Source organism: Aeromonas sp. S13(2024) (assembly GCF_041402405.1).
Taxonomy (GTDB): Bacteria; Pseudomonadota; Gammaproteobacteria; order Enterobacterales; family Aeromonadaceae; genus Aeromonas; species Aeromonas veronii.
On sequence record NZ_JBGLRA010000009.1, the window covers coordinates 1 to 23722 of the forward strand.

Below are 23722 nucleotides of genomic sequence, written 5' to 3' on the forward strand. Positions count from 1 at the left end.
TAGCGCCGTGGAACCACCTGATCCCATGCCGAACTCAGAAGTGAAACGCGGTAGCGCCGATGGTAGTGTGGCATTCGCCATGCGAGAGTAGGACACTGCCAGGCACCCAATTTCAAGATTACGCCCAGCGTGGTCTTTACCGGTTAGTGTGCTGATATGGCTCAGTCGGTAGAGCGCATCCTTGGTAAGGATGAGGTCCCCAGTTCGATTCTGGGTATCAGCACCATTTTCAAGTTAGTTTTAAAAGCTTTTGCCTGACGGCAATAGCGCCGTGGAACCACCTGATCCCATGCCGAACTCAGAAGTGAAACGCGGTAGCGCCGATGGTAGTGTGGCATTCGCCATGCGAGAGTAGGACACTGTCAGGCACCTATTTAGAAGAGGCCTCCCATTCGGGAGGCCTTTTTGCATTTCTGCAATTCAAAAACTGCCCTGCTGCCGGCATTTTAGTAAAAGTGCTGGGCTATCAAGGGATTGCCCGTTACTCTTTAGCCGTTGCCGATTAACACGTGATGCTGCCAGCGAGGTATTGATGGCTACGTTGAAGGAAATTGCACAGGAGGCGGGGGTTTCTCTCGCCACGGTATCCCGGGTACTGAACGAGGATCCCAGCCTGAGCGTCAAGGAAGAGACCAAGCAGCGGATCTTCGAGATTGCCGAACGGCTGGAGTACAAGACCAGCAGCGCCCGCAAGGGGGTACACAAGAGCAAGCTGCACTTTCTGGTGGTCTATGCCTATCCCCAGAGTACCGAGGTCAACGACCCTTACTATCTCGCCATCCGTTATGGTATCGAGACCCAGAGTGCCCGCCTCAATATCGAGCTGACTCATCTCTACAACTGTGGTGAAGGGCGCGAGCTGAGCGCCGTGGATGGTATTCTGGTGGTCGGCACCCTCACAGCCGAACGTCTGGCCCAGCTCAGGACTTGTTCCAGCCAGCTGGTGTTTGTCGACTGCCGTTCACAGGGAGAGTTCGACTCGGTCGATGTGGATCTCGCCCTGATCAGCCAGCAGGTCGTCGATTACTTCATCGCGCAGGGGCACCAGCGTATCGGTTATATCGGTGGCCAGGATGAGAATCCGGATCTGCGTGAATTGGCCTTCCGGGATTATGGCCAGCGGTTGGGGGTGGTGCAGGAGAGCGATCTCTATCGCGGCGATTTCTCCAGCGCCTCTGGCTACCAGTTGGCGAAGGAGATGCTGGCAGGGGATTGGCCCAAGGCGCTGTTTGTCGCCTCCGACTCCATCGCGATTGGTGTGTTGCGTGCCATTCATGAGAAGGGACTGGCGATTCCCCAGCAGATCGAGCTTATCAGCGTCAACGATATCCCGACCGCCAAGTTCACCTTCCCGCCACTCTCCACGGTGCGGATCCATTCCGAGTTGATGGGCTCCCAGGGGGTCAATTTGCTGGTTGAGCGGCTGCGAGACGAGCGGGATATTCCCCTTCGGGTGCTGGTACCGAGCAAGTTGACCCTGCGTGGCACCACTCGCTGATTTTAGTAAAATATTCTGCGTTTTAGTCGCGCCATCTTGCGGTGGTGCGATACCTCTCCCAAGCAAACCTATTTCCCATACCATCCAGTAACTTCATATCATATTGTTTTATATTTGATTTTATTGCTAATCAGCCAACTCTTATCAACATCCATGCCACTCATCCATATCTTGCCTTCCTTTATCTCCCGCTTCTGATCTCGCTCACAAAACCATCTGTTCATTGTGATCAGGTTAAAACTTTACCAATCCAAAGCTGATATTTAGTAAATGTTTATCTAGAGTTTACCCAGTTAACGTTGCCTTGTTCCGGGAGGACATGTGAATAACTGGGAAAACGTCCAATTCGTTGGTGAAAACAGGCTGACCCCGCGTGCCTACTTCTTCTCTTATGCCGACCACGCGCTGGCGGCCACCATGCAGCGCGAGCTGAGCCGCCGTTTTCTGAGCCTTGGCGGCCAGTGGCAGTTCCACTACTTCGACCACCCCCTGCAGGTGCCGGAGGCCTTCTATCACAGCCCCATGAGCGAGTGGGGCCAGATCACTGTGCCCAACATGTGGCAGATGGAAGGACATGGCCAGCTGCAGTACACCGACGAAGGTTTTCCCTTCCCCATCGATGTGCCCTTCGTGCCGACCAACAACCCCACCGGCGCCTATCAGCGCAGCTTCACGCTGAGCCCGGCCTGGGACGGCGAGCAGGTGATCATCAAGTTTGACGGGGTGGAGACCTACTTCGAGGTCTATGTGAACGGCCACTACGTCGGCTTCAGCAAGGGCAGTCGCCTCACCGCCGAGTTCGATATCAGCGCCTACGCCAAGGTTGGCGAGAACCTGCTGTCAGTACGGGTGATGCAGTGGGCTGACTCCACTTACATCGAAGATCAGGACATGTGGTGGATGGCGGGGATTTTCCGCGACGTCTATCTGGTGGGCAAACCGGCCGCCCATGTGCAGGACTTCTTCATCCGCACCGCGCTGGCCGATGACAATCAGAGCGCTACCCTGAGCTGCGATATCCAGCTCGAGAACCTGGGGGCGGCCGCCCGTGATCACCGTCTGGTTTGGTCGCTGCTGGATCAGGGCAGCGAGATCGCCAGTGGCACACTCGACCATCTCGCCATCGATGGCAAGTGTGACTGCCGCTTCACGCTGGATCTGGCCAACCCCCATCTGTGGAGCGCCGAAGATCCTTACCTCTATCAGCTGCAACTCTCCCTCTACAACGGTCAGGGCGAGCTGCTGGAGGTGATCCCACAGCGGGTCGGGGTGCGTGAAATCAAGGTCAAGGATGGCCTCTTCTACGTCAATGGTCACTACCTCAAGCTGCACGGGGTGAACCGCCACGACAACGACCACCTCAAGAGCCGCGCGGTCGGCATGGATCGTGTTGAACGCGATATCGTGCTGATGAAGCAGCACAACCTCAACTCGGTGCGCACGGCCCACTACCCGAACGACCCTCGCTTCTATGAGCTGTGCGACCAGTACGGTCTGTTCGTGATGGCGGAGACCGACGTGGAGACCCACGGTTTTGCCAACGTCGGCGATCTCAGCCGCATCACCGATGACCCCTTCTGGGAGCCGGTGTTCGTGGATCGCATCGAGCGCCATGTGCACGCCCAGAAGAACCACCCCTCCATCATCATCTGGTCGCTCGGCAACGAATCCGGCTACGGCTGCAACATCAAAGCCATGTACCAGCGCTGCAAGGCGATCGACCCGACCCGGCTGGTGCACTACGAAGAGGATCGCGATGCCGAGGTGGTGGACGTGGTGAGCACCATGTACTCGCGCGTCTCCCAGATGAACTGCTTCGGCGAGTTCCCGATGGGCAAGCCGCGCATCCTCTGCGAATACGCCCACGCCATGGGCAACGGCCCGGGGGGTCTTAGCGAGTACCAGCAGGTGTTCGACCGCCATCCCCACATTCAGGGTCACTACATTTGGGAGTGGTGCGATCACGGCATTCTGGATCAGGACGAGCAGGGCCGCCCCGTTTACAAGTACGGTGGCGACTACGGCGACTACCCCAACAACTACAACTTCTGCATGGATGGCCTCATCTATCCGGATCAGACCCCGGGGCCTGGCCTGCGCGAATACAAGCAGGTGATCTGCCCGGTCAAGGTGCGGGCAGTGGATTTGGCGAGCGGCAAGCTGGCGGTGGAAAACCGCTACTGGTTCTCCACTCTCGACGATATCCGCCTGTTGGTCGAAGTGAAGGCCGAGGGCGAACTGCTGGCCAGCCAGCAAATCCGGCTGGAAGGGGTGGCCCCCGGTGCCACCACAGATCTGCAACTCGAACTGCCATCCCTCGATGGGCGGGAAACCTTCGTTCAGCTGCGGGTTATCAAGGCCAGTGCGACCCGCTATAGCGCGGCGGAGCACGAGCTGGGCCAGTACCAGTTCCGGCTGAAAGAGTCGACTCGCCAGCTGCAGCCCTTTACTAATCCCAACGCTACTCAGTTGGATATCGCTGATGAGCGCCTCGCGCTGACCTTGAGCGGCAGCGGCTTCGCCCTGCGCTTCTCGCACCTCGACGGCAAGCTGGTGAGCTGGCAGCAGGATGGTATCGAGCTGATTGAGCGCGCACCGCGCCTCACCTTCTTCAAGCCGATGATCGACAACCACAAGCAGGAGTACGAGAGCCTGTGGCACCCGAACCACCTGCAGATCATGCAGGAGCACTTCCGCACTTTAAGTTGGCGTCAGCTGGGCGAGGCGGTCGAGGTGACGGTCGAGAGTCTGATCGCGCCGCCGGTGTTCGATTTCGGTATGCGCTGCCGCTACGTCTACACCCTGAGCCCGAATGGCCAGCTGCATGTGGCCCTCTCCGGTCAGTCCTACGGCGGTTATGACGACATCATTCCCAAGATCGGCTTCGAGCTGGGCATTCGTCAGGATCTCGACCGGGTGCACTACTACGGCATGGGGCCGGGCGAAAACTACCAGGACAGCCGCCAGAGCAACTGGATCGACAGCTTCCAGAGCACAGTCAGCGAGATGTGGGAGCACTACCCCTTCCCGCAGGACAACGGCAACCGCCAGCAGGTGCGCTGGGCGACCCTGACCAACCGTCACGGCGCCGGCCTCTACGTGCGGCCCGATGCCCCCATCAACCTGAGCGTCTGGCCCTACAGCTGGGAGCATATCCACGCGGCGCAGCACATCAACGAGCTGGAACCGAGCGGTTATCTCACCCTTAATCTGGATCACAAGGTGCTGGGGCTCGGCTCCAACTCCTGGGGCTCCGAGGTGCTGGACTCCTGGCGGGTGCGCTTCGAGCCGTTCAGCTTCGGTCTGACCCTGCTGCCCATCGCCCGTGGCAACCTCAATCCGGCTGCGCTGGCCGGGCTCGATCTCACCATCAACGGCGGGAGGAACCTCGCATGATCACCCTGGACAACCTGACCCTGTTCAAAAACATCTACCGGGAGGGCAAGAAGTGGGGCCGCTGCGTGGAGGCCATCGACAACCTGCCGAACCTCAAGCCCGGCATCTGCCACTCCATCGGTGACTCCCTCACCTACCGTTTGCAGGAGGGGGCCAGCCCGGCCACCTCACTGTTCGAGGGGCAGCGCCGCTACTTCGACGTTCACTACTACCTGGAAGGAGCAGAGACGGTGGAGTGGGCCCCCAAATCGGAGCTGGCGGTAGAGCTGGCTTATGACGACACCACCGACCGCGAGTGGCTGGCCGGTGAGGTGCGTGAGCGCCAGCAGGTCGGCAACGGTCAGGTGGTGATCTTCGAGAACGACGAGGCTTACCGGTTCGCAGGCGACAGCCCGGTGCGCAAGGTGATCATCAAGGTCACCGTCGAAGGCGGCTACTTCAAAAACAAATAACAAGCCGCCGGTTCCGCACTGACAAAAGCCGGAAGGGCGGGGCTCACCCTACAACTAATGCCCCGTTCTTTCGCTGAGATAACTACAGGTCTGGAGATGCCCCATGTCTGATTCCAAACGCAATACAATAGGCAAGTTTGGTCTGCTGTCGCTCACCTTCGCGGCGGTATTCAGCTTCAACAACGTCATCAACAACAACATCGAGATCGGTCTGGCCTCGGCACCGATGTTCTTTCTGGCCACCATTTTTTACTTCATTCCGTTTTGCCTGATCATTGCGGAATTTGTGTCACTGAATAAGAACTCCGAAGCGGGCGTCTATGCCTGGGTGAAGAGCTCCCTCGGCGGTCGCTGGGCCTTTATCTCCGCCTACACCTACTGGTTCGTGAACCTCTTCTTCTTCACCTCCTTGCTGCCGCGGGTCATCGCCTACGCCTCCTATGCCTTCCTCGGCTACGAGTACATTCTCACTCCGGTGGCGACCACGGCATTGAGCATGGTGCTGTTTGCCTTTGCCACCTACGTCTCCACCAACGGCGCCAAGATGCTCGGCCCCATCACCTCGGTGACCTCGTCCCTGATGCTGCTGCTGACCCTCTCCTACATTCTGCTGGCGGGTGCGGCACTGGTGGGCGGCGTGCAGCCGGCTGACCCCATCACGGTAGAGGCCATGGTCCCCGATTTCAGCTGGGCCTTCCTCGGTATCACCACCTGGATCTTTATGGCAGCCGGTGGCGCCGAGTCGGTGGCGGTCTACGTCAATGACGTGAAGGGTGGCTCCAAGTCATTCGTGAAGGTGATCATCATCGCCGGGATCTTTATCGGGGTGCTCTACTCCATCGCATCGCTGTTGATCAACGTGTTCGTACCGAGCGGCACCCTGAAATATACCGGTGGCTCGGTGCAGGTGTTTGAAGGGCTGGCGGCTTACTTCGGCCTGCCGGAGATCCTGATGAACCGCTTCGTCGGGCTGGTCTCCTTCACCGCCATGTTCGGCTCCCTGCTGATGTGGACGGCGACCCCGGTGAAGATCTTCTTCTCCGAGATCCCGGCCGGCATCTTCGGCAAGAAGACGGTCGAGCTCAACGAGAACGGCGTGCCCGCCCGCGCAGCCTGGATCCAGTACCTCATCGTGCTGCCGCTGATGGTGATCCCGACCCTGGGCTCCAACACAGCGCAGGATCTGATGAACACCGTCATCAACATGACCGCTGCCGCTTCCATGCTGCCGCCGCTGTTCATCATGCTGGCCTACCTCAATCTGCGTCTGAAGCTCGACCACCTGCCGCGGGATTTCAGGATGGGTTCGCGCACCACCGGCATCGCCGTGGTCTCGGTGCTGATCGCCATCTTCTCGGTGGGCTTCCTCGCCTCCACCTTCCCGACCGGCGCCGACATCATGACCATCATCTTCTACAACGTCGGCGGGATCGTGATCTTCCTCGGCTTCGCCTGGTGGAAATACAACAGATACGAGGCCTCCCTCAGCGCCGACGCGCGCGCGAAAGAGGCCCAGCCGGCGGCGCAGGTTGCCATGCAGACGCCATAAGCACGGCATTGAATCCCAATCAAACCGGGTGGCCGTTGGCCACCCGCAAACCGTTGAACCAGAAAAGGAAAAGAGCATGAGCGAGACGATCGAGTTTGCCGAATTCAAACGGGTCGAGATGAAGGTGGGCAAGGTGCTGGAGGTGGTGCGTCACCCCGGGGCCGACAAACTCTACATCGTCCAGATCGACGTGGGTGGCGAGCGGCCGCTGCAGACCGTCACCAGTCTGGTGCCCTATTACAGCGAAGAGGAGCTGATGGGTAGCGAGGTGGTGGTACTGACCAACCTCAAGCCCACCAGGATGCGCGGCGAGCGCTCCGAGTGCATGTTGCTCTGCGCCGAGACCCCGGACGAGAGCCAGAGCGTGCTGTTGCAGCCGCGGGTGCCGATGGCGCCGGGCACCCCGATCGTCTGACTGGTATTGCGAGCCGGTGCGGGATACGGCACCGGTTCAGCAACGAGGCCGTCCACGCGGACCGATCATAACAAGAGAGTAAAGCGCGGGGCCGACAGACCCTTGTCGAACACATCACAGAGTCACAGCGTTACCCGCAGGGAGCGCGAGTCCACTGGAGGACACCATGTCTGAATCCGTACGCGGCACCATAGGCAAGTTTGCCCTGTTGTCGATGACCTTTGCCGCCGTGTTCAACGTGCGCAACATCGTCAACAACAACATCGAGCTGGGGCTCAGCTCCGCCCCCATCTTCCTGCTGGCGACCATCGTCTACTTCATCCCGTTTGTTTTCATCATCGCCGAGTTCGTCTCGGCCAATAAAAACTCCGAGTCGGGGATGTACGACTGGCTGAAAAAACCGCTCGGCACCCGGATGGCCTATCTGGGCTCGTTTCTCTACTGGTTCGTGAACCTGTTCTGGTTCGTCTCCCTGCTGCCCAACGTCATTGCCTACGCCTCCTACGCCATGCTGGGCTATGAGTACAGCTTCTCCCCCATGGTCACCTCGATCATCTCCATCGTGCTGTTTGCGGCGGCGACCCACATCTCCACCAAGGGGGCGAGCTGGCTCGGCAAAATTGCCGAGATCGTGGCCTACGGTGTGTTTGCCCTGTTCGCCATCTATGTGCTGGGCGCCCTGATGGCTTTGAGTGGCGATCATGTGCCGGCCCAGCCCATCACCCTGGAGGCGATGACTCCCACCGTCAACTGGGGGACCCTCGGCATCATGTGCTGGATCTTCCAGGCGGCGGGCGGTGCCGAGACAGCGGCGGCGTACCTCAATGACGTGAAGGGGGGCCAGAAGTCCTTCATCAAGGTGATCATCAGTGCGGGTATCGTCATCGGCGCCATGTATGCGGTCGGTTCCCTGCTGGTGAACGTGTTCGTGCCGCGCGAGAGCCTCACCTACGCCGGCGGCATGGTGGAGATCTTCACTGGCATGGCGCAGTATTTCGGGCTCTCCGAGGCGCTGGTGGGCCGCTTCGTCGGCGTGGTGCTGTTTATCGCCATGTTCGGCTCCATGATGATGTGGACCTCGGCGCCGGTGAAGATCCACTTCTCCGAGATCCCGCAGGGGGTTTACGGCGAGAAGACCACCCAGCTCAACAAGCACGGCGTGCCGGTGCGCGCCGCCTGGTGGCAGTTTGTCTTCGTGTTCGCGATGCTGGTGGTCAACGGCTTCGGCTCCGAGTCGGTGCAGCAGATGATGAACACCGCCATCAACCTTACCGCCGGCACCGCCATGTTGCCGCCGATCTTCATCATGGTGGCCTACTTCGTGTTCCGCTGGAAACATGACGACACCCCGCGCGACTTCCGCATGGGGTCGCGCAAGTTCGGGATGGGCGTGGTGTCGGTGCTGATCGCCATCTTCGTGGTGAGCATGAGTGCCTCCGCCTTCCCGGCCGGGGTGGATCTGGTGCGTGCCTTCTTCATCAACGTCTTTATGACCGCAGTCTTCTCGGCGCTGGCCTACTGGTGGATCTCCCGCTTCGAGAAGCGGCAGGCCCGCAAGCTTGCCGGCAATGAGAAGAAAGGCGGCAACGGCAAGCTGGCCAGCCAGCGCTGATCGGCTGAGTGAAAAAGCGGAACGGGCGGCCTTGGTCGCCCGTTTTTTTATCCATTTTTAGCCGTTTGGGAGCTGTCAGGGCCGCTTTATCGTCAACTTTCGCTACTCGATATGGCGAAGGCGTTAAGCATTGATGAACAATTATTCGCCGCTCAACTTTGCGCCTCTCCGTTATCGGGGTAAGCTGGAGGCTCGCTTTAGCGGGAGGTGCCAGACATCTCCCGCTCTGTTTCTTGTCCTCCCCAATCCTGACTGCTGCAACGGCAGCAGGATGCCCTTCTGATGGAGACCTTTCGTGCGTCTGGATCCCTTTACTGTTGTGCTGATTGCGGTGGTCACCCTGGCCTCCCTCTTTCCCTGCGAGGGGCAGGTGGCCGTCTGGTTCGGTCTGCTGACCAAGCTGGCGGTGGCGCTCCTGTTCTTCATGCATGGCGCCAAGCTGTCGCGCCAGAACCTGCTGGCGGGCCTCGGTCACTGGCGGCTTCATCTGGTGGTGATGCTCAGCACCTTCGTGCTATTTCCGCTGCTCGGGCTGCTGCTCACCCCGCTGGTGCCCAGCTGGCTGAGCCCGGCCATCTACCTCGGCTTCCTCTATCTCTGCGCTTTGCCTGCCACCGTGCAGTCGGCTATCGCCTTTACCTCGATGGCAGGGGGCAATGTGTCGGCGGCGGTGTGCAGCGCCTCGGCCTCCAGCATCCTCGGCATCTTCCTCTCGCCGGTGCTGGTGGGGATGATGATCCACGTGCAAGGGGAGGGGATCGACACCTGGCACTCCATCCAGTCCATCATGATGCAGCTGATGCTGCCGTTCGTGGTGGGCCACCTGTCGCGCCCGCTCATTGGCCGCTGGGTCGACAGCCATCGGCCGCTCATCGGCAAGCTAGATCAGAGCTCCATTCTGCTGGTGGTCTACGTCGCCTTCAGCGAGGCGGTGGTGCAGGGGATTTGGCATCAGGTCGGCTGGTACGATCTGGCCAGTATCGTGCTGCTGAGCTGCGTCTTGCTGGCGCTGGTGCTCTGCTGGAACGTCTGGATCAGCCGTCGCCTCGGTTTCGACAAGGCGGACGAGATCACCATCGTTTTCTGCGGCTCCAAGAAGAGTCTTGCCAACGGGGTGCCGATGGCCAACGTCATGTTCCCCGCCGCCAGCGTCGGTGTCATGGTCTTGCCGCTGATGATCTTCCACCAGATCCAGCTGATGGTGTGCGCCGTACTGGCGCGCCGCTATCACGAGCAGGGAGAGTGATACTCGCGCCGTTTTGACTGCCATAACAAGAGGGAGGCCCATTGGCCTCCCTCTTTTCATCTGCATGCCGACCGGCGGGTTAGCGTTTGCGCCAGACGGTCAGCTGCGCCACCGTGTGCTGGTATTTGCGGGCTGTCTCGCGGATGACGAAGGGCACATCCCGGGGCGGGCTGTGCTCCTCGAACTCCGCCGCCAGTAGCCGTTGCAGCGCCTGATAGGTGGTGAGCGCCTCGCCGTTTTCACGAATGCCGCCGAGCCAGTTGGCGGGCGGGGTATATTCCGCCAGCCAGGTATAAGGGCTGGTGAGCACCAGCAGGCCACCGCTGCGCAGCCGGGGAGCTATGTCACGCAGGAAGCGGGCGGGCTCCCGCAGTCGGTCGATGAGGTTGGAGGCGAGCACCAGATCGTAGTGGTCATATTTGGGCTTGAGGTTGCAGGCATCCCCCTGACTGAAGTGGATGCGCTCAGCCTGACTTGCCCCCAATCCGTGGCTCGACAGGCGTGCCTCGCAATACTCCACCAGTTCACCCTCCAGCGGAATGGCGTAGCGGAAGCTGTCCTGGCTGGCGAGGGCCAACGCCACATCGATGAAGCGGGCCGAGTAGTCCACCCCGTCCACATGCTGGAAGTGGCGGGCCAGTTCGAAGCTGGCGCGACCGGTGGCGCAGCCGATATCCAGCGCCCGCTGGTGGTTGTTGCACAGCTCGCCAGCAAGATCAGCAAGCGTTTTGGCGTAGTTGGCTACCCCGAAGTGGCTCGGGCCGTACTGGAAGTCGAGATACTGAGCTACGAGCGTGTCGGTTTCATAGGGATTCACGATAACGGGTTCCTGATAACGGGAGACCAGATAGCGGAAACCCGCATGCTGGAAGAAGTGACGCCGAAAGGCGTAACGGGATGATTTGAGCGCTTCGTTGCCCGTGCTGATCCAGCTGCCCCCCTTGATCAGGGTGTGCTTGCCATCAAAGGTGGGGGTGGAGAAGTCGTCGTAGAGCGGGTGGATTTTAAAGCCGTCGAAGCCATCGATGGCGGTGCTGGTCCACTGCCAGACATTGCCCACCAGATCGAAGAACTCCCCTTGCGGGCAGGCATCCACCGGGCAGGAGGAGGCGAAGCGGGCCAGATTGATATTGCCGGGGGCCTGTGTCCAGTCCGGCTGATCGCCGGGTAGCTGCTCGCGTAGCAGCATCCATTCCGCCTCGCTCGGCAGCTGGATGGGGAGTCCGGTCCGGGCCGCCTTCCAGCGACAGAAGGCAGCCGCTTCCAGCTGGTTTACCTCGACCGGCCAGTCCCAGGGCATGGCGACCTGCTCGGTCATCAGCCGCAGCTGCAGTTGTTCGGGCTTGGTGGAATCACCCACCCAGAAGGTGGGCATCTGCGCCTTGGCATACTGACACCAACCCCAGCCTTCCTCATCCCACCACTGTTGCTGGCCGTAGCCGCCCGCCTGGACGAAATCGAAAAATTCTGCGTTGCTCACCAGCATGCGGCTGGCCTGAAACGGGGCCAGCTCGATATGGCGCTCGCCATATTCGTTGTCCCAGCCGTAGGTGGCGTCCTGCTTGCCAAGGCGCACCTTGCCGCCGGCCACCGGCAGCAGACTGTTGGCGGGTACCTGATCAATGCGGTGGCGGGCTTCAGTGCAGGCGGGCCAATAAGGCTGCGGCCGCACCCAGGCGAGCGGCAACTGGCGGATCAGCACGCTGGAGGTCTCGAGGTGGATGCGCTCGTGCTCTATCCCCATCAGGATCACCCAGGCCGGGCTCTGCCAGCCGATGGGCAGGGTGAGGGGCATCTGGCGAATAAAATCGCACACCAGCGTACGGACTTTGGCCCGATAGCTGCGCAGCTCGCTGACTTTGGGCCAGTCGTAGTGGGTTTCGTCCAGATCATCCCAGCTCATCTCGTCCACCCCGATGGCGACCATGGCCTCGATGCGGGCATCCAGCCGCTGATCGATCAGGCGTGCCGCCAGCAGCTTGTTGATAAAGAAGGCGGCGGTGTGGCCGTAGTAGAAGATGAGCGGATGGCGCAGGGGGATCGCCTTGTTGAACCAGGCCCGCTCATCGGCCAGACAGTCGAACAGCGAATCGTAGAGATCGAAGGTCTGGCAAAAGTAGGTGAGCAGCTCGCGCCGTTTCTGCTCGGGATCGCTGCCGGTCAGCAGCGGGGTGCGAGTCGGCTCCGGCAGACCGATGGCAGTGGCATAGAGAGGGCTTGCTTGGGTCACGCTCTGACTCCTTGTTGGCAGTGAAGACTGACAAGACAGTGGTAATAACATTACCGCAATGGAGAGCTTGGTACGCACGAAGTACCACTATTGGCTCAACAGACCGGCAGGGCAATTAAAAACTTCCACGGGCTGTCAGCATAGTGACCGGCAGGACGACCCGCCAATCAGCCACAATCATATCCGTTCGAGAATGGTTATTTTCACCAAAATATGGTCTAAATAGCTCTCTAAATTCTTCTGTCTGTTCTGGTGTAAATGGTTATTTCCTTTTGAATCATTAAGTTAATTTTTGGCTCACGCTTTGCAAAGCATGAAAACCAATTGGCCCTGGATGGCCAACACATAAGGAGGAGAGTAGCGATGAAATGGATGATGGTTGTCATGTTGATGGCAGGGCTCAGTGGTTGTCACTGGCTGGATCAGACCAGAGTGACCGGAACGGGAGCTGTGGTCGAGCGCCAGCAGGTGCTCGGTGACGGGGTGACCCGGGTGCTGGCGGGGGTGCCTGCCACCCTCCATCTGGTAGCGGGGGAGCCGCGCGGTATCCTGATCAAGGGGCAGGAGAACCTGCTGCCCTATCTGGTGCTGACCGAGAGCGGCGACAAGCTGGAGATCGAGGTGAAGGAGGGTTACCAGCTCGAGCCTACCGAGCCGCTGGAGCTGATCATCACCTTGCCGGTGTTGAACGAACTGGCATTGGCCGGGACCGGCAACGGCGATCTGAGCGGCTTCAAGGGGGATGAGCTGGTGCTGTCGGTGGCCGGTACCGGTGACATCGTTGCCAGTCAGCTGGAGCTGAAACGGCTGGAAGGGAATATCGCAGGCACCGGCAGTCTGGAGCTGGGCAGTGGTTCGGCACAGGCCATCGAGCTGAACATTGCCGGATCTGGCGATGTGCTCGGGAGCGAGATGCGCGGCAAGGAGGTAGAGGTCAATATCGCCGGCAGCGGTGATGTGGCGGTACGGGCGCAGGAGACGCTGAAAGTCGGCATCGCCGGCTCAGGCAACATCGCTTATTGGGGCGATCCCAAGGTGGAGCAGCAGATCGCAGGCTCCGGCGGCGTGACCCGAGCGGGCAGCTGATATCAACCGATCACCACAACTGAAACAGGCCCGCAACGGGCCTGTGTTGATCAGAGGTGGCGGGCGTGAAAGCGCAGGTGCGCCTCGATAAAGCTCGCCACGAAGTAGTAGCTGTGGTCATAGCCTTCGTGGCGGTTGAGCTCCAGCGGCCACTCCTTGCTGGCCGCCACCTCGGCCAGCGCATCGATATGCAGCTGCTCGGCGAGAAAGGGATCATCCAGCCCCACATCCACCAGGGTGGGCAGCGGCGTGACCGGCTGGTGGCGCAGCAGTTGGCAGGCATCCCACTCCTGCCACAGCAGAGGATTGCTGCCGAGATAGGCGCCGAGCGCCTTCTGGCCCCAGGGGCTGCGGCTCGGGTGACAGATCGGGCTGAATGCCGAGACTGAGCGGTAGCGACCGGGCTCTCGCAACGCGGCGATCAGCGCACCGTGGCCGCCCATGGAGTGGCCGCTGATGGCGCGCCGGGTCGAGACCGGGAAGTGAGTCTCTATCAAGTCAGGCAGCTCGCGGGTGACGTAGTCATACATCTGGTAGTGAGCCTGCCAGGGGCTCTGGCTGGCATTGACGTAAAAGCCTGCTCCCATGCCGAGGTCATAACCGGGATCGTCCGCTACGCCGTCGCCGCGGGGGCTGGTGTCCGGCGCTACCAGGGCGATGCCGAGCTCGGCGGCGATACGCTGGGCGCCCGCCTTCTGCATGAAGTTCTCATCGGTGCAGGTGAGGCCGCTGAGCCAGTAGAGCACGGGCACCTTCTGGCCGGTGAGAGCCTGAGGCGGCAGATAGATGGCAAAATTCATCTCGCAGCCGAGCACGCTGGCGCTGTGGCGATAGCGCTTGTGCCAGCCGCCGAAGCTCTTGTTGCTGCTGATAATCTCCAGATTCATTGAAGGACTCCTGTACCCCGCCCACGATAGCGGGCGGGGTGATCATGCTCAGTAGTGGATGACGGTGCGGATGCTTTTGCCTTGGTGCATCAGATCGAACGCCTCGTTGATCTGTTCCAGCGGCATGGTGTGAGTGATGAAGTCATCGAGGCGGAACTCGCCCTGCATGTAGCGCTGCACATAGCTCGGCAGTTCGCTGCGACCGCGTACCCCGCCGAAGGCGCTGCCGCGCCAGACCCGACCGGTCACCAGCTGGAACGGACGGGTACTGATCTCCTGACCCGCTCCGGCCACGCCGATAATGACCGACTCGCCCCAGCCCTTGTGGCAGCACTCCAGCGCCGCACGCATTACTTTGACGTTGCCGATGCACTCGAAGGAGAAGTCGACGCCGCCATCGGTCAGCTCGACGATCACCTCCTGAATCGGTTTGTCGTAATCGTTCGGGTTGATGCAGTCGGTGGCGCCCAGCTTGCGGGCCAGTTCGAACTTGCTCTCGTTGATGTCGATGGCGATGATGCGACCGGCCTTGGCCAGACGAGCCCCGATCACCGCCGAGAGGCCGATGCCACCCAGTCCGAAGATGGCTACGCTCTCACCCTCTTTCACCTTGGCGGTGTTCATCACGGCGCCGATGCCGGTGGTGACGCCGCAGCCGAGCAGGCAGACCTCTTCCAGCGGGGCGGCCGGGTCTACCTTGGCGATGGAGATCTCGGGCAGCACCGTGTATTCGCTGAAGGTGGAGGTGCCCATGTAGTGATAGATGGGCTGGCCATCTTTCGAGAAGCGGGTGGTGCCGTCCGGCATCAGCCCCTTGCCCTGGGTGGCGCGGATCTTCTGGCAGAGGTTGGTCTTGCCGGACTTGCAGAATTTGCACTCGCCGCACTCGGGGGTGTAGAGCGGGATCACGTGATCCCCCACCTTGACGCTGGTGACCCCTTCGCCGACCGATTCGACGATACCGCCCCCCTCGTGGCCGAGAATGCAGGGGAAGACCCCTTCCGGATCTTCACCGGAGAGGGTGAAGGCATCGGTGTGGCAGACACCGGTCGCGACGATGCGCACCCGCACTTCGCCCGCTTGCGGTGGCATGACCTCGACCTCTTCGATGGAGAGGGGCTGACCCGGGCCCCAGGCGATGGCGGCTTTACACTTGATGCTTTGAACCTGTGCCATGAATGACATCCTTCTTGTTGAGCAGGGTGAACAGAGATGAGTTCGGACATTCAGTGTAGTTTCCCGTCGATTTGGTGATAATGAGGGCAAATCTCAAATCACTTTTACACACAGGTAATAATGTTCGGCTGGGAAGGGATCTGTGAATTTGTCAGCGTGGCAGAGCAGGGGGGCTTTACCCCGGCAGCGCGCAAGCTGGGGGTGTCGGTGGCGCAGGTCAGCCGTCAGGTGGCACAGCTGGAAGATCGGCTGCAGGCCAAGCTGCTGCTGCGCACCACCCGTCAGGTGCGGCTCACCGAGCTTGGCGAGATCTACTATCGCCACTGCCGTCAGCTGCTGGACAACCTCTACGAGGCGGAGCTGGCGGTGGGGCGCCATCAGGCGGTGCCGCAAGGCACCCTGCGCATCACGGCCCCCGTCTCCTACGGCGAGAGCCGCATCGCCCCGCTGGTGAACGACTTCATGGTGCGTTTCCCCCAGCTGGAGGTGACCCTCAACCTCACCAACCAGCTGCTGGATCTGGTGCACGAGGGCTACGATCTGGCGCTGCGGCTTGGCCACCTCAAGGATTCGACGCTGGTGGCGCGCAAGCTGGCGCAGCGGGTGCCCTATGTCTGCGCCTCACCGGCCTACACCGCCCGTCACGGCATGCCCAACAGCCTCTCCGAGCTGATCCGCCACACCTGTCTGGTGGGCAACAGCGACGAGTGGCACTTTACCCTGGATGGTCGCCCCCACAACGTGCGGGTGCGCGGCCTGTTGCAGTGCAACAGCGGCCACGCCCTGTTGGATGCGGCGCTCAAGGGGATCGGCATCATCCAGCTGCCGGACTACTACGTGAGCGACCATCTGGCGCGAGGGGAGCTTATCGAGCTGCTGCCCGAACTGCGGGCCCCGGCCGAGGGGATCTGGGCCCTCTATCCCCACAACCGCCACCTCTCCCCCAAGGTGCGACTGCTGGTGGACTACCTCGCCGAGCGGCTGAGCGACCCGCACCAACCGGCGCTGGTGATGCCGATAGGCTAGGGCGCTTCCCAGCCGTTGACTCACCGGCGGCTGGCGACAGGCGCGATGGCTGGAAAATAAAAGAGCCCTTGAGGAATCAAGGGCTCTTTTGCAGGCAACAACCGGATAGTCAGCAACCCATCACTCGATGTTTTGAATTTGCTCGCGCATCTGCTCGATGAGAACCTTCAGCTCGACGGCGGACTGGGTCACTTCGGCGTTGATCGACTTGGAGCCCAAGGTGTTCGACTCGCGGTTGAACTCCTGCATCATAAAGTCGAGACGACGACCGCAGGCGCCACCCTTCTTCATGATCTTGTTGGTCTCGCTGATGTGCATCTCCAGACGATCCAGCTCTTCGGCCACGTCGATCTTCTGGGCCAGCAGCACGATCTCCTGCTCGATGCGGGCCGGATCCAGCTCAACCTTGGCTTCGGCCAGCCGGTCGGTGAGCTTCTGGCGCTGCCACTCGATGATCTGCGGCAGGTGGACGCGCACCTTCTTCACTTCCACCTGAATACCGGCCAGACGCTGCTCGATCAGCGCCTTGAGGTTGGCCCCTTCGCTGGCGCGGGAGGCGAGGAAATCTTCCATGGTCTGGTCAAAACCGCCGAGCAGCTCGGTGGCGACCGCGTCCATGTCCTGCTCGGCGGCAGCCATGACGCCCGGCCAGCGCAGTACATCGACCGGGTTGAGCTGGCCCTGGCCCGCCTCTTTCATTACCCAGCTGGCGCTGTCGATGATGAGCTTGGCCAGCTCTTCATTGATATGGAGTTGGCTGGCAGCGGCCTGAGCGGCTTCGAAACGCAGGTTGCACTCCACCTTGCCGCGCTGCAGCTTGGCGCGGAAACGCTCACGCAGAACCGGTTCCAGGCTGCGCAGTTGCTCCGGCAGGCGAATGTAGGTTTCCAGATAGCGCTGGTTGACCGAACGAATTTCCCAAACGGCTGTGCCCCAGTCGCCCTTGAATTCCTTGCGGGCGTAGGCGGTCATGCTGTGAATCATTGATTGTTCCGGGCTTGATGAAGTGTGCGGCCAGTATACTCAGCCCGGCCCTGCTCGTCAGCCGATGCCGTGGTTTTAGCGGCTGATATTTGGGGCGGGATCACTTATAATCCCCCGCCAATTTGAGCCAGCCCAGAGGTCCGTTCCATGTCACGTCCAAGCGATCGCAGTGCCGCGCAACTTCGCCCGGTTACCATTACCCGCAATTTCACCAAACATGCAGAAGGCTCAGTGCTGGTGGAGTTCGGTAACACTCGCGTGCTCTGCACCGCCAGCGTCGACACCAGCGTGCCGCGCTTCCTGAAAGGGAAGAACCAGGGCTGGGTGACTGCCGAATACGGCATGCTGCCGCGCTCCACCCACTCCCGGATGAACCGCGAAGCGGCCTCCGGCAAGCAGAGTGGCCGTACTCTGGAGATCTCCCGTCTGATCGCCCGCTCCCTGCGCGCTGCGGTAGACCTGACTGCGCTGGGCGAGCACTCCATCACAGTTGACTGTGACGTGCTGCAAGCCGATGGCGGCACTCGCACCGCTTCCATCACCGGTGCCTGCGTGGCGCTGGTGGATGCGCTGAACTGGATGGTCGAGAAGGGCATGATCAAGCAGAGCCCGCTCAAGCAGATGATCGCCGCCGTCTCCGTCGGCATGTATCAGGGCGAAGCCATCTGCGATCTGGAGTACATCGAAGACTCCGCCGCCGAGACCGACATGAACGTGGTGATGACCGAAGATGGTCGCATCATCGAGGTGCAGGGCACCGCGGAGGCCGAGCCCTTCACCCATGAAGAGTTGCTGGAGATGCTGGCGCTCGCCAAGGGCGGCATCGCCGACATCATCGCGCTGCAGAAGCAGTCGCTCTCCTGATACCAGGACCTGTTGATGTTTCGGCACAAGTCGCGTTGCAGTGTCAAAGGATGCCAGGCTAGGCGCAGGATGCCGCCAATGGTTATTCCCTTGGCAAGTCCTGCAACAACGCATGGCATCCTTTGCCACGCAACCCGTAGGGACGGGTCTGTTTTTGTGCATAACGTCGTTATTCGATGCCTCGTTTGGATTACCAAACTTCGCATCTCATGCCTAGTTCTGCGCAAAAACCGACTCCGTCGCGGCTGTGACGAAGCGTCAACAGATCCTGCAAACGCGGCATTGACCGCGTTTTTTTATACCCCCACACAAGACAACGACAAGCCAAGCAAGGAGCCAGAATGAAAGCCTACCAGCGTCAATTTATCGAGTTCGCCCTGGAAAAACAGGTCCTCAAATTCGGTGAATTTACCCTGAAATCCGGTCGTAAAAGCCCCTACTTCTTCAACGCCGGTCTGTTCAACAGCGGCCGCGATCTGGCCCGTCTCGGCCGCTTCTATGCCGCCGCCCTGATGGATGCCGGCATCGAGTTCGATGTGCTGTTTGGCCCGGCCTACAAGGGGATCCCCATCGCCTCCGCCACCGCCGTGCAGCTGGTGGAGCAGCACGATGTGGACGTGCCCTGGTGCTTCAACCGCAAGGAGGCCAAGGATCACGGCGAGGGCGGCAATCTGGTAGGCAGCCCGCTCAAGGGGCGCGTCATGCTGGTGGACGACGTCATCACCGCCGGCACCGCCATCCGCGAATCCATGGATCTGATCCAGGCCAACGGCGCCTCGCTGGCGGGCGTGCTGATCGCGCTGGACCGTCAGGAGAAGGGCAAGGGCGAACTCTCCGCCATTCAGGAAGTGGAGCGTGACTACGGCGCCCACATCATCGCCATCATCCAGATGAGCGACTTGATCCAGTATCTGGAAGAGAAGCAGGCCGAACAGCCGGAGCTGGCAGCGCAACTGGCGGCCATGAAGGCTTACCGCGCTCAGTACGGTATCTGAGCTCCGCTCACACCGCGCAATAGCTGAATGCGGCGCCCGTTGGCTCTCTGGCAGCAAACGGGCGCCGTTTTTTCATCTGTAAAAAGTGGATCATGTGGCTTGAGCTTGCCCTTAAGGTAAAGGTTAGGGTTTGCCAGTCGGCGTTTTGTGGTGCCGACGGGTTCCGGGGAGGAACAACATGACCACTCATCTTCAATCACCCATTCATCTGCAGTTGCCGCTCAGCGGCATGAGCTGCGCCAACTGCGCAGGCCGCATCACGACCGCCCTCAACAAGCTTGAAGGGGTCGAGGCCACCGTCAACTTCGCGCTGGAGCAGGCGGCCATCGAGCTGGCCAGCCCCGATCGCCTGCCTGCGGTGCTCGACAGCATCAAGAGTCAGGGTTACGACTACGGTAGCGAGACCTTTTTGTTTCAAATTACCGGCATGACATGTGCCGGTTGTTCGGCCCGCCTGAACAAGATGCTGGCCGCGCTGCCCGGCGTTATCTCGGCCGAGGTCAACTTCTCCATCGAGCAGGCCCGGATCGTGCTGGTCCCCGGGATGCAGACCCCGGCCGCTTTGCGCGAGCAGATCGAAGCGCTCGGCTTTGGCGCCCAGCTGGCACAGGGTTCGGCCAGCGGCCGCCGCCAGCAATTGCTGGAGCGGGAAGCGCAAGAGGCCGCCACTGCCCGTCAGGCGCAAACCCGGGTCATCGTCTCGGCTTTGCTGACGTTGCCGCTGCTGGTGGGGATGCTGGCCATGGCCGGACTGTTCCCCTGGCATCTGCCCGCCTGGCTCGAGTTGGTGCTCGCCACCCCGGTGCAGTTCTGGATCGGGGCCCGTTTCTATCACGGCGCCTGGCTCGCCATCAAGAACCGCGCCGCCAATATGGATGTGCTGGTGGCCACCGGCACCAGCGCCGCCTACCTCTACAGTCTCTATCTGTTGTTGACGCTGGGAATGGCCGCCAGTGGCAAGCTCTATTTCGAGGCGAGCGCCATCATCATTACCCTGATTTCGTTGGGAAAACTGCTGGAAGCTCGGGCCAGACGCAGCACCCAGTCCGCCATTCGCGAACTGATGGCGCTGCGGCCGGAAACCGCCACCGTCTGGCGTGGCGAGAGCTGGCAGAGCGTCGCCATCGACGAGGTGCTGCGCGGTGATCGGCTGCGGGTGCTGGTGGGTGAGCGGGTGCCGGTGGATGGCAAGATCCTGAGCGGCGCCAGCGAACTGGACGAGTCGATCCTCACCGGCGAGAGCCTGCCAGTGCCGCGCAGTGTGGGCGGCAAGGTGCTGGGCGGTGCCATCAACCGCTCCGGTGTGCTGGAGATCGAAGCCACTACCGTGGGGGAGGATTCCAGCCTCAGCAAGATCATCGCGCTGGTGGAGAGTGCCCAGATGGGCAAGGCACCGCTGCAGCAGCTGGTGGACAAGGTCTCCGCCGTGTTCGTACCGGTGGTGATGGCCATTGCCCTGTTCACCCTGCTGGTGTGGTACGCCATCAGCAACGACTTCGGTCAGGCGCTGCTGGCAGCGGTGGCGGTGCTGGTGATCGCCTGTCCCTGTGCGCTGGGGCTGGCAACGCCTGCGGCCATTGTCACCGGTACTGGAGTCGCAGCGCGCCACGGCATCCTGATCAAAGACGTGGATACCCTGCAGAAGGCCCACGCCATCAAGGCGCTTATCTTCGACAAGACAGGCACTTTGACCCAAGGCAAGCCCGTGCTGGCCAGCTGGAGCGGCAATGACGAGCAACTGCGTCTGGCCGCCGCCCTGCAGCAGGCGAGCGAACACCCGCTGGCGCTGGCCATGCGCGAGGCGGTCGGCAAAGAGGCGGCGCTGCCCCAGCCGGAGGCGGTGGAGGTGCGGGTCGGTGCCGGTATTGTCGGTCAGGTAGCTGGTCACACAGTCGCTATCGGTAATGGCTCCCTGCTGGCCCAGCTCGGCATTAATCAGCCGAAACAGGATGAACAAGCCGCCGATGGGGCGACCCGGGTCTGGGTGGCCATCGACGGCACGGTGGCTGGTATCGCCGCATTGGCCGATACCCTGCGCCCCGAGAGTCCGGAAGCTATCGCCACCCTGCGCCAGCGCGGCATCGCCAGCTGGCTGGTGAGCGGCGATGCGCCGGCCCCCGTGGCCCATATCGCCGCCAAGCTGGGGCTGGACGGGGCCTTTGACTCCGTGCTGCCAGCGGGCAAGGTGGAGAAAGTGGAGGCGCTGCGGGCGCAAACCCGCGGGCTGGTGGCCATGGTGGGGGACGGGGTGAACGATGCTCCGGCGCTGGCGGCGGCGGACGTTGGTATCGCCATGGGCTCCGGCTCCGATGTGGCGATGGAGACTGCTTCCATCACCCTGATGCGATCTGACCCGCGGCTGGTGGCCGATGCTATCGACATCTCGGCGGCGACCTGGCGCACCATACAGCAGAATCTGTTCTGGGCCTTCGTGTTCAATATCATCGGCATTCCGCTGGCGGCGCTGGGCTACCTGAGCCCCGAGCTGGCGGGAGCGGCCATGGCCCTGAGCAGCATTACCGTTTTGAGCAATTCCCTGTTATTGAAACGCTGGCAGCCCAGGGCGGCGCACGGGCCAGCATCCAACCCGATCAGTAAGGAGGCATAAATGAACATCAGCAAGGTTGCCAAGGCCACTGGGCTGACCGCCAAGACTATCCGTTATTACGAGAGCATTGGCCTCATCACAGCCCCGGTACGCAGTGAAAACGGCTATCGCAGCTACACCGAGGGGGCGCTGCGCGAGCTGCGTTTCGTCAAGCGGGCGCGGGAGACCGGCTTCAATCTGGAGGAGTGTCAGGAGCTGCTGGCGCTCTATCGGGACGAACACAGAACCAGCGCCCAGGTGAAGAAGCTGGCGCAGGAGAAGATCGTCGATCTGCGCGCTCGCATCGCCGGGCTGCAGGCCATGCTTACCTCCCTGGAAGGGTTGGTTTGCTGCTGCCACGGGGATGAAAATCCCGAGTGCCCGATCCTCGACGAATTGGAGAAGGGGTGAGCAAGGACTCACCTGCCAGCGCAGAAGAAATCGTTATTGATTGATTAACTTCTTAATAAGCGGCGCTTTATTGTTGCGGGTCAGGGGGTAATGGTAGACTGCTCGGCTCTTGTACAGGAGTACTCAGTTGACCCAGAGTGTGACACGCCAGGTTAAGCAGGCCATCATGGCCCAGCTCTATACCCATGCATCGTTCAGTCTCCCCTGTTTGGGCGTGTTGGCATTTGGCTGGAGTCTGCTGTTTCACGACTATCTACCCGCCATCGAAGCGCTCGGTTGGCTGGCAGGCACTTTCCTGTGGCTGCTGGGTCGGGGGTGGCACCTGCGCTGGCGCCGAGCCCGCCTGCACCAGACACCGTTGCCGGTGCTGGAGCGGGAGCTCTTTATCGGAGCCACCATCACCTCCATCATCTGGGCCCTCGGGGTGCTGCTCTACATGGACAAGCTGCCCGATACCTACCGGGCCGCCATGATGATGCTCTCCAGCCTCATTCTTACCGGCAGCGCCATCATGCTGTTTGGCAGCCGCCGCACCCTCTATGGTTCCGCCCTGCCGCTGGGCATGGCGATGCTGTTCGAGCTGGGCAATGGCAACGAGCAGGAGCGGATTGTCTCCTGCATGCTGGCGGGCTATCTGTTTGTCTTTCTGCCGACCCTGTTACGCCGGATGCGGCGGGATCAGATCGCCTCGCTCCACCACCGTTTCTCCAACGCCGAACTGGTGGCCGAGCTGAAGGCGGTCTCAGAGCATTTGCGTCTCACCTCCCGCCTCGACGGCCTGACCGGCATCGCCAACCGCGCCCATCTCGACGACTCTCTGGAGCGGGCCTGGCGGCGCTGCCATCGTGCCCGGGCGCCGTTGTCGCTGGTGCTGGTGGATGTGGATTACTTCAAGCAGTTCAACGATCTCTACGGCCATCAGCTGGGGGATGACTGCCTGCAACAGGTGGCGGGGCTGCTGGCCGAGGTGGAGCGGCGCGAGGACGATCTGGCGGCCCGTTATGGCGGCGAAGAGTTCGCCCTGCTGCTGCCCTGCACCGGCATGCAGGGGGCATTGCAGGTGGCCGACAATGTGCGGCAGGCGCTCAAGGAGCTGGCCATCCCGCACCAGAAGTCACTGGTCTCCGGTCGGGTCACATGTAGTTTTGGTGTTGCGACACTGATACCGGACAACAGTATGAAAATCGCCGATTTGATCCAAAAAGCGGATGCGGCACTCTATCAGGCCAAGCATAATGGGCGGGATCGAATCGAAGTAGCCTTGATGGGTAAGGTTGCCTGAATTTAACGTGACAGATTAAAGAGGTT

18 protein-coding genes, 1 tRNA gene and 2 rRNA genes are annotated in these 23722 nt (G+C 61.1%); 17 read left to right on the plus strand and 4 right to left on the minus strand.

Annotation, left to right across the window (positions count from 1 at the left end; translation table 11 throughout):
• From rrf (ACB042_RS12870) to ACB042_RS12915, 10 genes are all read left to right on the plus strand, one after another.
• Positions 1-104: ribosomal RNA gene (rrf, locus tag ACB042_RS12870) — 5S ribosomal RNA — on the plus strand; the annotation flags it as partial.
• 46 nt (positions 105-150) lie between these two features.
• Positions 151-226: transfer RNA gene (locus ACB042_RS12875), tRNA-Thr, on the plus strand.
• A 27-nt stretch (positions 227-253) separates the two neighbouring features.
• Positions 254-368, plus strand: a 5S ribosomal RNA gene (gene rrf / locus ACB042_RS12880).
• A 164-nt stretch (positions 369-532) separates the two neighbouring features.
• Entirely contained in the window at positions 533-1498 is a 966-nt protein-coding gene (gene ebgR / locus ACB042_RS12885) for a transcriptional regulator EbgR (RefSeq protein ID WP_204384711.1), read from the plus strand.
• 321 nt (positions 1499-1819) lie between these two features.
• Entirely contained in the window at positions 1820-4894 is a 3075-nt protein-coding gene (gene ebgA / locus ACB042_RS12890; protein WP_371178523.1) for a beta-galactosidase subunit alpha, read from the plus strand.
• Positions 4891-5346 (plus strand): beta-galactosidase subunit beta, encoded by a 456-nt coding sequence (locus tag ACB042_RS12895; protein ID WP_371178524.1) that lies wholly within the window; start codon positions 4891-4893, stop codon positions 5344-5346. The genes ebgA and ACB042_RS12895 overlap by 4 nt, the downstream gene beginning before the upstream one ends.
• 103 nt (positions 5347-5449) lie before the next feature.
• Positions 5450-6895, plus strand: a complete 1446-nt coding sequence (locus ACB042_RS12900) for an amino acid permease (protein ID WP_371178525.1) — start codon at positions 5450-5452, stop codon at positions 6893-6895.
• 76 nt (positions 6896-6971) lie between these two features.
• On the plus strand, positions 6972-7310 hold the full coding sequence (locus ACB042_RS12905) for a tRNA-binding protein (RefSeq protein WP_026080427.1): 339 nt from the start codon (positions 6972-6974) through the stop codon (positions 7308-7310).
• A gap of 166 nt (positions 7311-7476) precedes the next feature.
• On the plus strand, positions 7477-8922 hold the full coding sequence (locus tag ACB042_RS12910) for an amino acid permease (protein WP_371178526.1): 1446 nt from the start codon (positions 7477-7479) through the stop codon (positions 8920-8922).
• A gap of 295 nt (positions 8923-9217) precedes the next feature.
• Complete coding sequence (locus ACB042_RS12915; RefSeq protein WP_064338996.1) at positions 9218-10168, plus strand: bile acid:sodium symporter family protein; 951 nt, start codon at positions 9218-9220, stop codon at positions 10166-10168.
• Between the two features lie 79 nt (positions 10169-10247).
• Here the strand turns inward: ACB042_RS12915 and ovoA are convergent, their stop codons facing one another.
• On the minus strand, positions 10248-12398 hold the full coding sequence (ovoA, locus tag ACB042_RS12920; protein WP_371178527.1) for a 5-histidylcysteine sulfoxide synthase: 2151 nt from the start codon (positions 12396-12398) through the stop codon (positions 10248-10250).
• A 363-nt stretch (positions 12399-12761) separates the two neighbouring features.
• Here ovoA and ACB042_RS12925 point away from each other — a divergent pair, with 363 nt between their 5' ends.
• On the plus strand, positions 12762-13484 hold the full coding sequence (locus tag ACB042_RS12925) for a head GIN domain-containing protein (RefSeq protein WP_371178528.1): 723 nt from the start codon (positions 12762-12764) through the stop codon (positions 13482-13484).
• Positions 13485-13534: 50 nt separating this feature from the next.
• Here ACB042_RS12925 and fghA read toward each other — a convergent pair whose 3' ends face one another.
• Both fghA and ACB042_RS12935 read right to left on the minus strand, forming a co-directional pair.
• Positions 13535-14371: an S-formylglutathione hydrolase gene (gene fghA, locus ACB042_RS12930; RefSeq protein ID WP_371178529.1), complete on the minus strand. Its 837-nt coding sequence runs from the start codon at positions 14369-14371 to the stop codon at positions 13535-13537.
• Positions 14372-14419: 48 nt separating this feature from the next.
• Entirely contained in the window at positions 14420-15547 is a 1128-nt protein-coding gene (locus ACB042_RS12935; protein ID WP_120416233.1) for an S-(hydroxymethyl)glutathione dehydrogenase/class III alcohol dehydrogenase, read from the minus strand.
• A gap of 120 nt (positions 15548-15667) precedes the next feature.
• Here ACB042_RS12935 and ACB042_RS12940 point away from each other — a divergent pair, with 120 nt between their 5' ends.
• Positions 15668-16573 (plus strand): LysR substrate-binding domain-containing protein, encoded by a 906-nt coding sequence (locus ACB042_RS12940; RefSeq protein WP_371178530.1) that lies wholly within the window; start codon positions 15668-15670, stop codon positions 16571-16573.
• A gap of 120 nt (positions 16574-16693) precedes the next feature.
• Here the strand turns inward: ACB042_RS12940 and ACB042_RS12945 are convergent, their stop codons facing one another.
• Positions 16694-17557, minus strand: a complete 864-nt coding sequence (locus ACB042_RS12945; RefSeq protein WP_005342032.1) for a YicC/YloC family endoribonuclease — start codon at positions 17555-17557, stop codon at positions 16694-16696.
• A gap of 147 nt (positions 17558-17704) precedes the next feature.
• Here ACB042_RS12945 and rph point away from each other — a divergent pair, with 147 nt between their 5' ends.
• From rph to ACB042_RS12970, 5 genes are all read left to right on the plus strand, one after another.
• Positions 17705-18421: a ribonuclease PH gene (gene rph / locus ACB042_RS12950; protein WP_005339589.1), complete on the plus strand. Its 717-nt coding sequence runs from the start codon at positions 17705-17707 to the stop codon at positions 18419-18421.
• A 341-nt stretch (positions 18422-18762) separates the two neighbouring features.
• The gene (gene pyrE / locus ACB042_RS12955) at positions 18763-19416 is read left to right on the plus strand and encodes an orotate phosphoribosyltransferase (RefSeq protein WP_139460235.1); all 654 of its coding nucleotides are present in this window, start codon (positions 18763-18765) and stop codon (positions 19414-19416) included.
• 178 nt (positions 19417-19594) lie between these two features.
• Positions 19595-22024: a heavy metal translocating P-type ATPase gene (locus ACB042_RS12960; RefSeq protein WP_371178531.1), complete on the plus strand. Its 2430-nt coding sequence runs from the start codon at positions 19595-19597 to the stop codon at positions 22022-22024.
• On the plus strand, positions 22025-22414 hold the full coding sequence (cueR, locus tag ACB042_RS12965; protein ID WP_371178532.1) for a Cu(I)-responsive transcriptional regulator: 390 nt from the start codon (positions 22025-22027) through the stop codon (positions 22412-22414).
• A gap of 127 nt (positions 22415-22541) precedes the next feature.
• The gene (locus ACB042_RS12970; RefSeq protein WP_005339596.1) at positions 22542-23696 is read left to right on the plus strand and encodes a GGDEF domain-containing protein; all 1155 of its coding nucleotides are present in this window, start codon (positions 22542-22544) and stop codon (positions 23694-23696) included.
• The last annotated feature ends 26 nt before the right edge of the window (positions 23697-23722 follow it).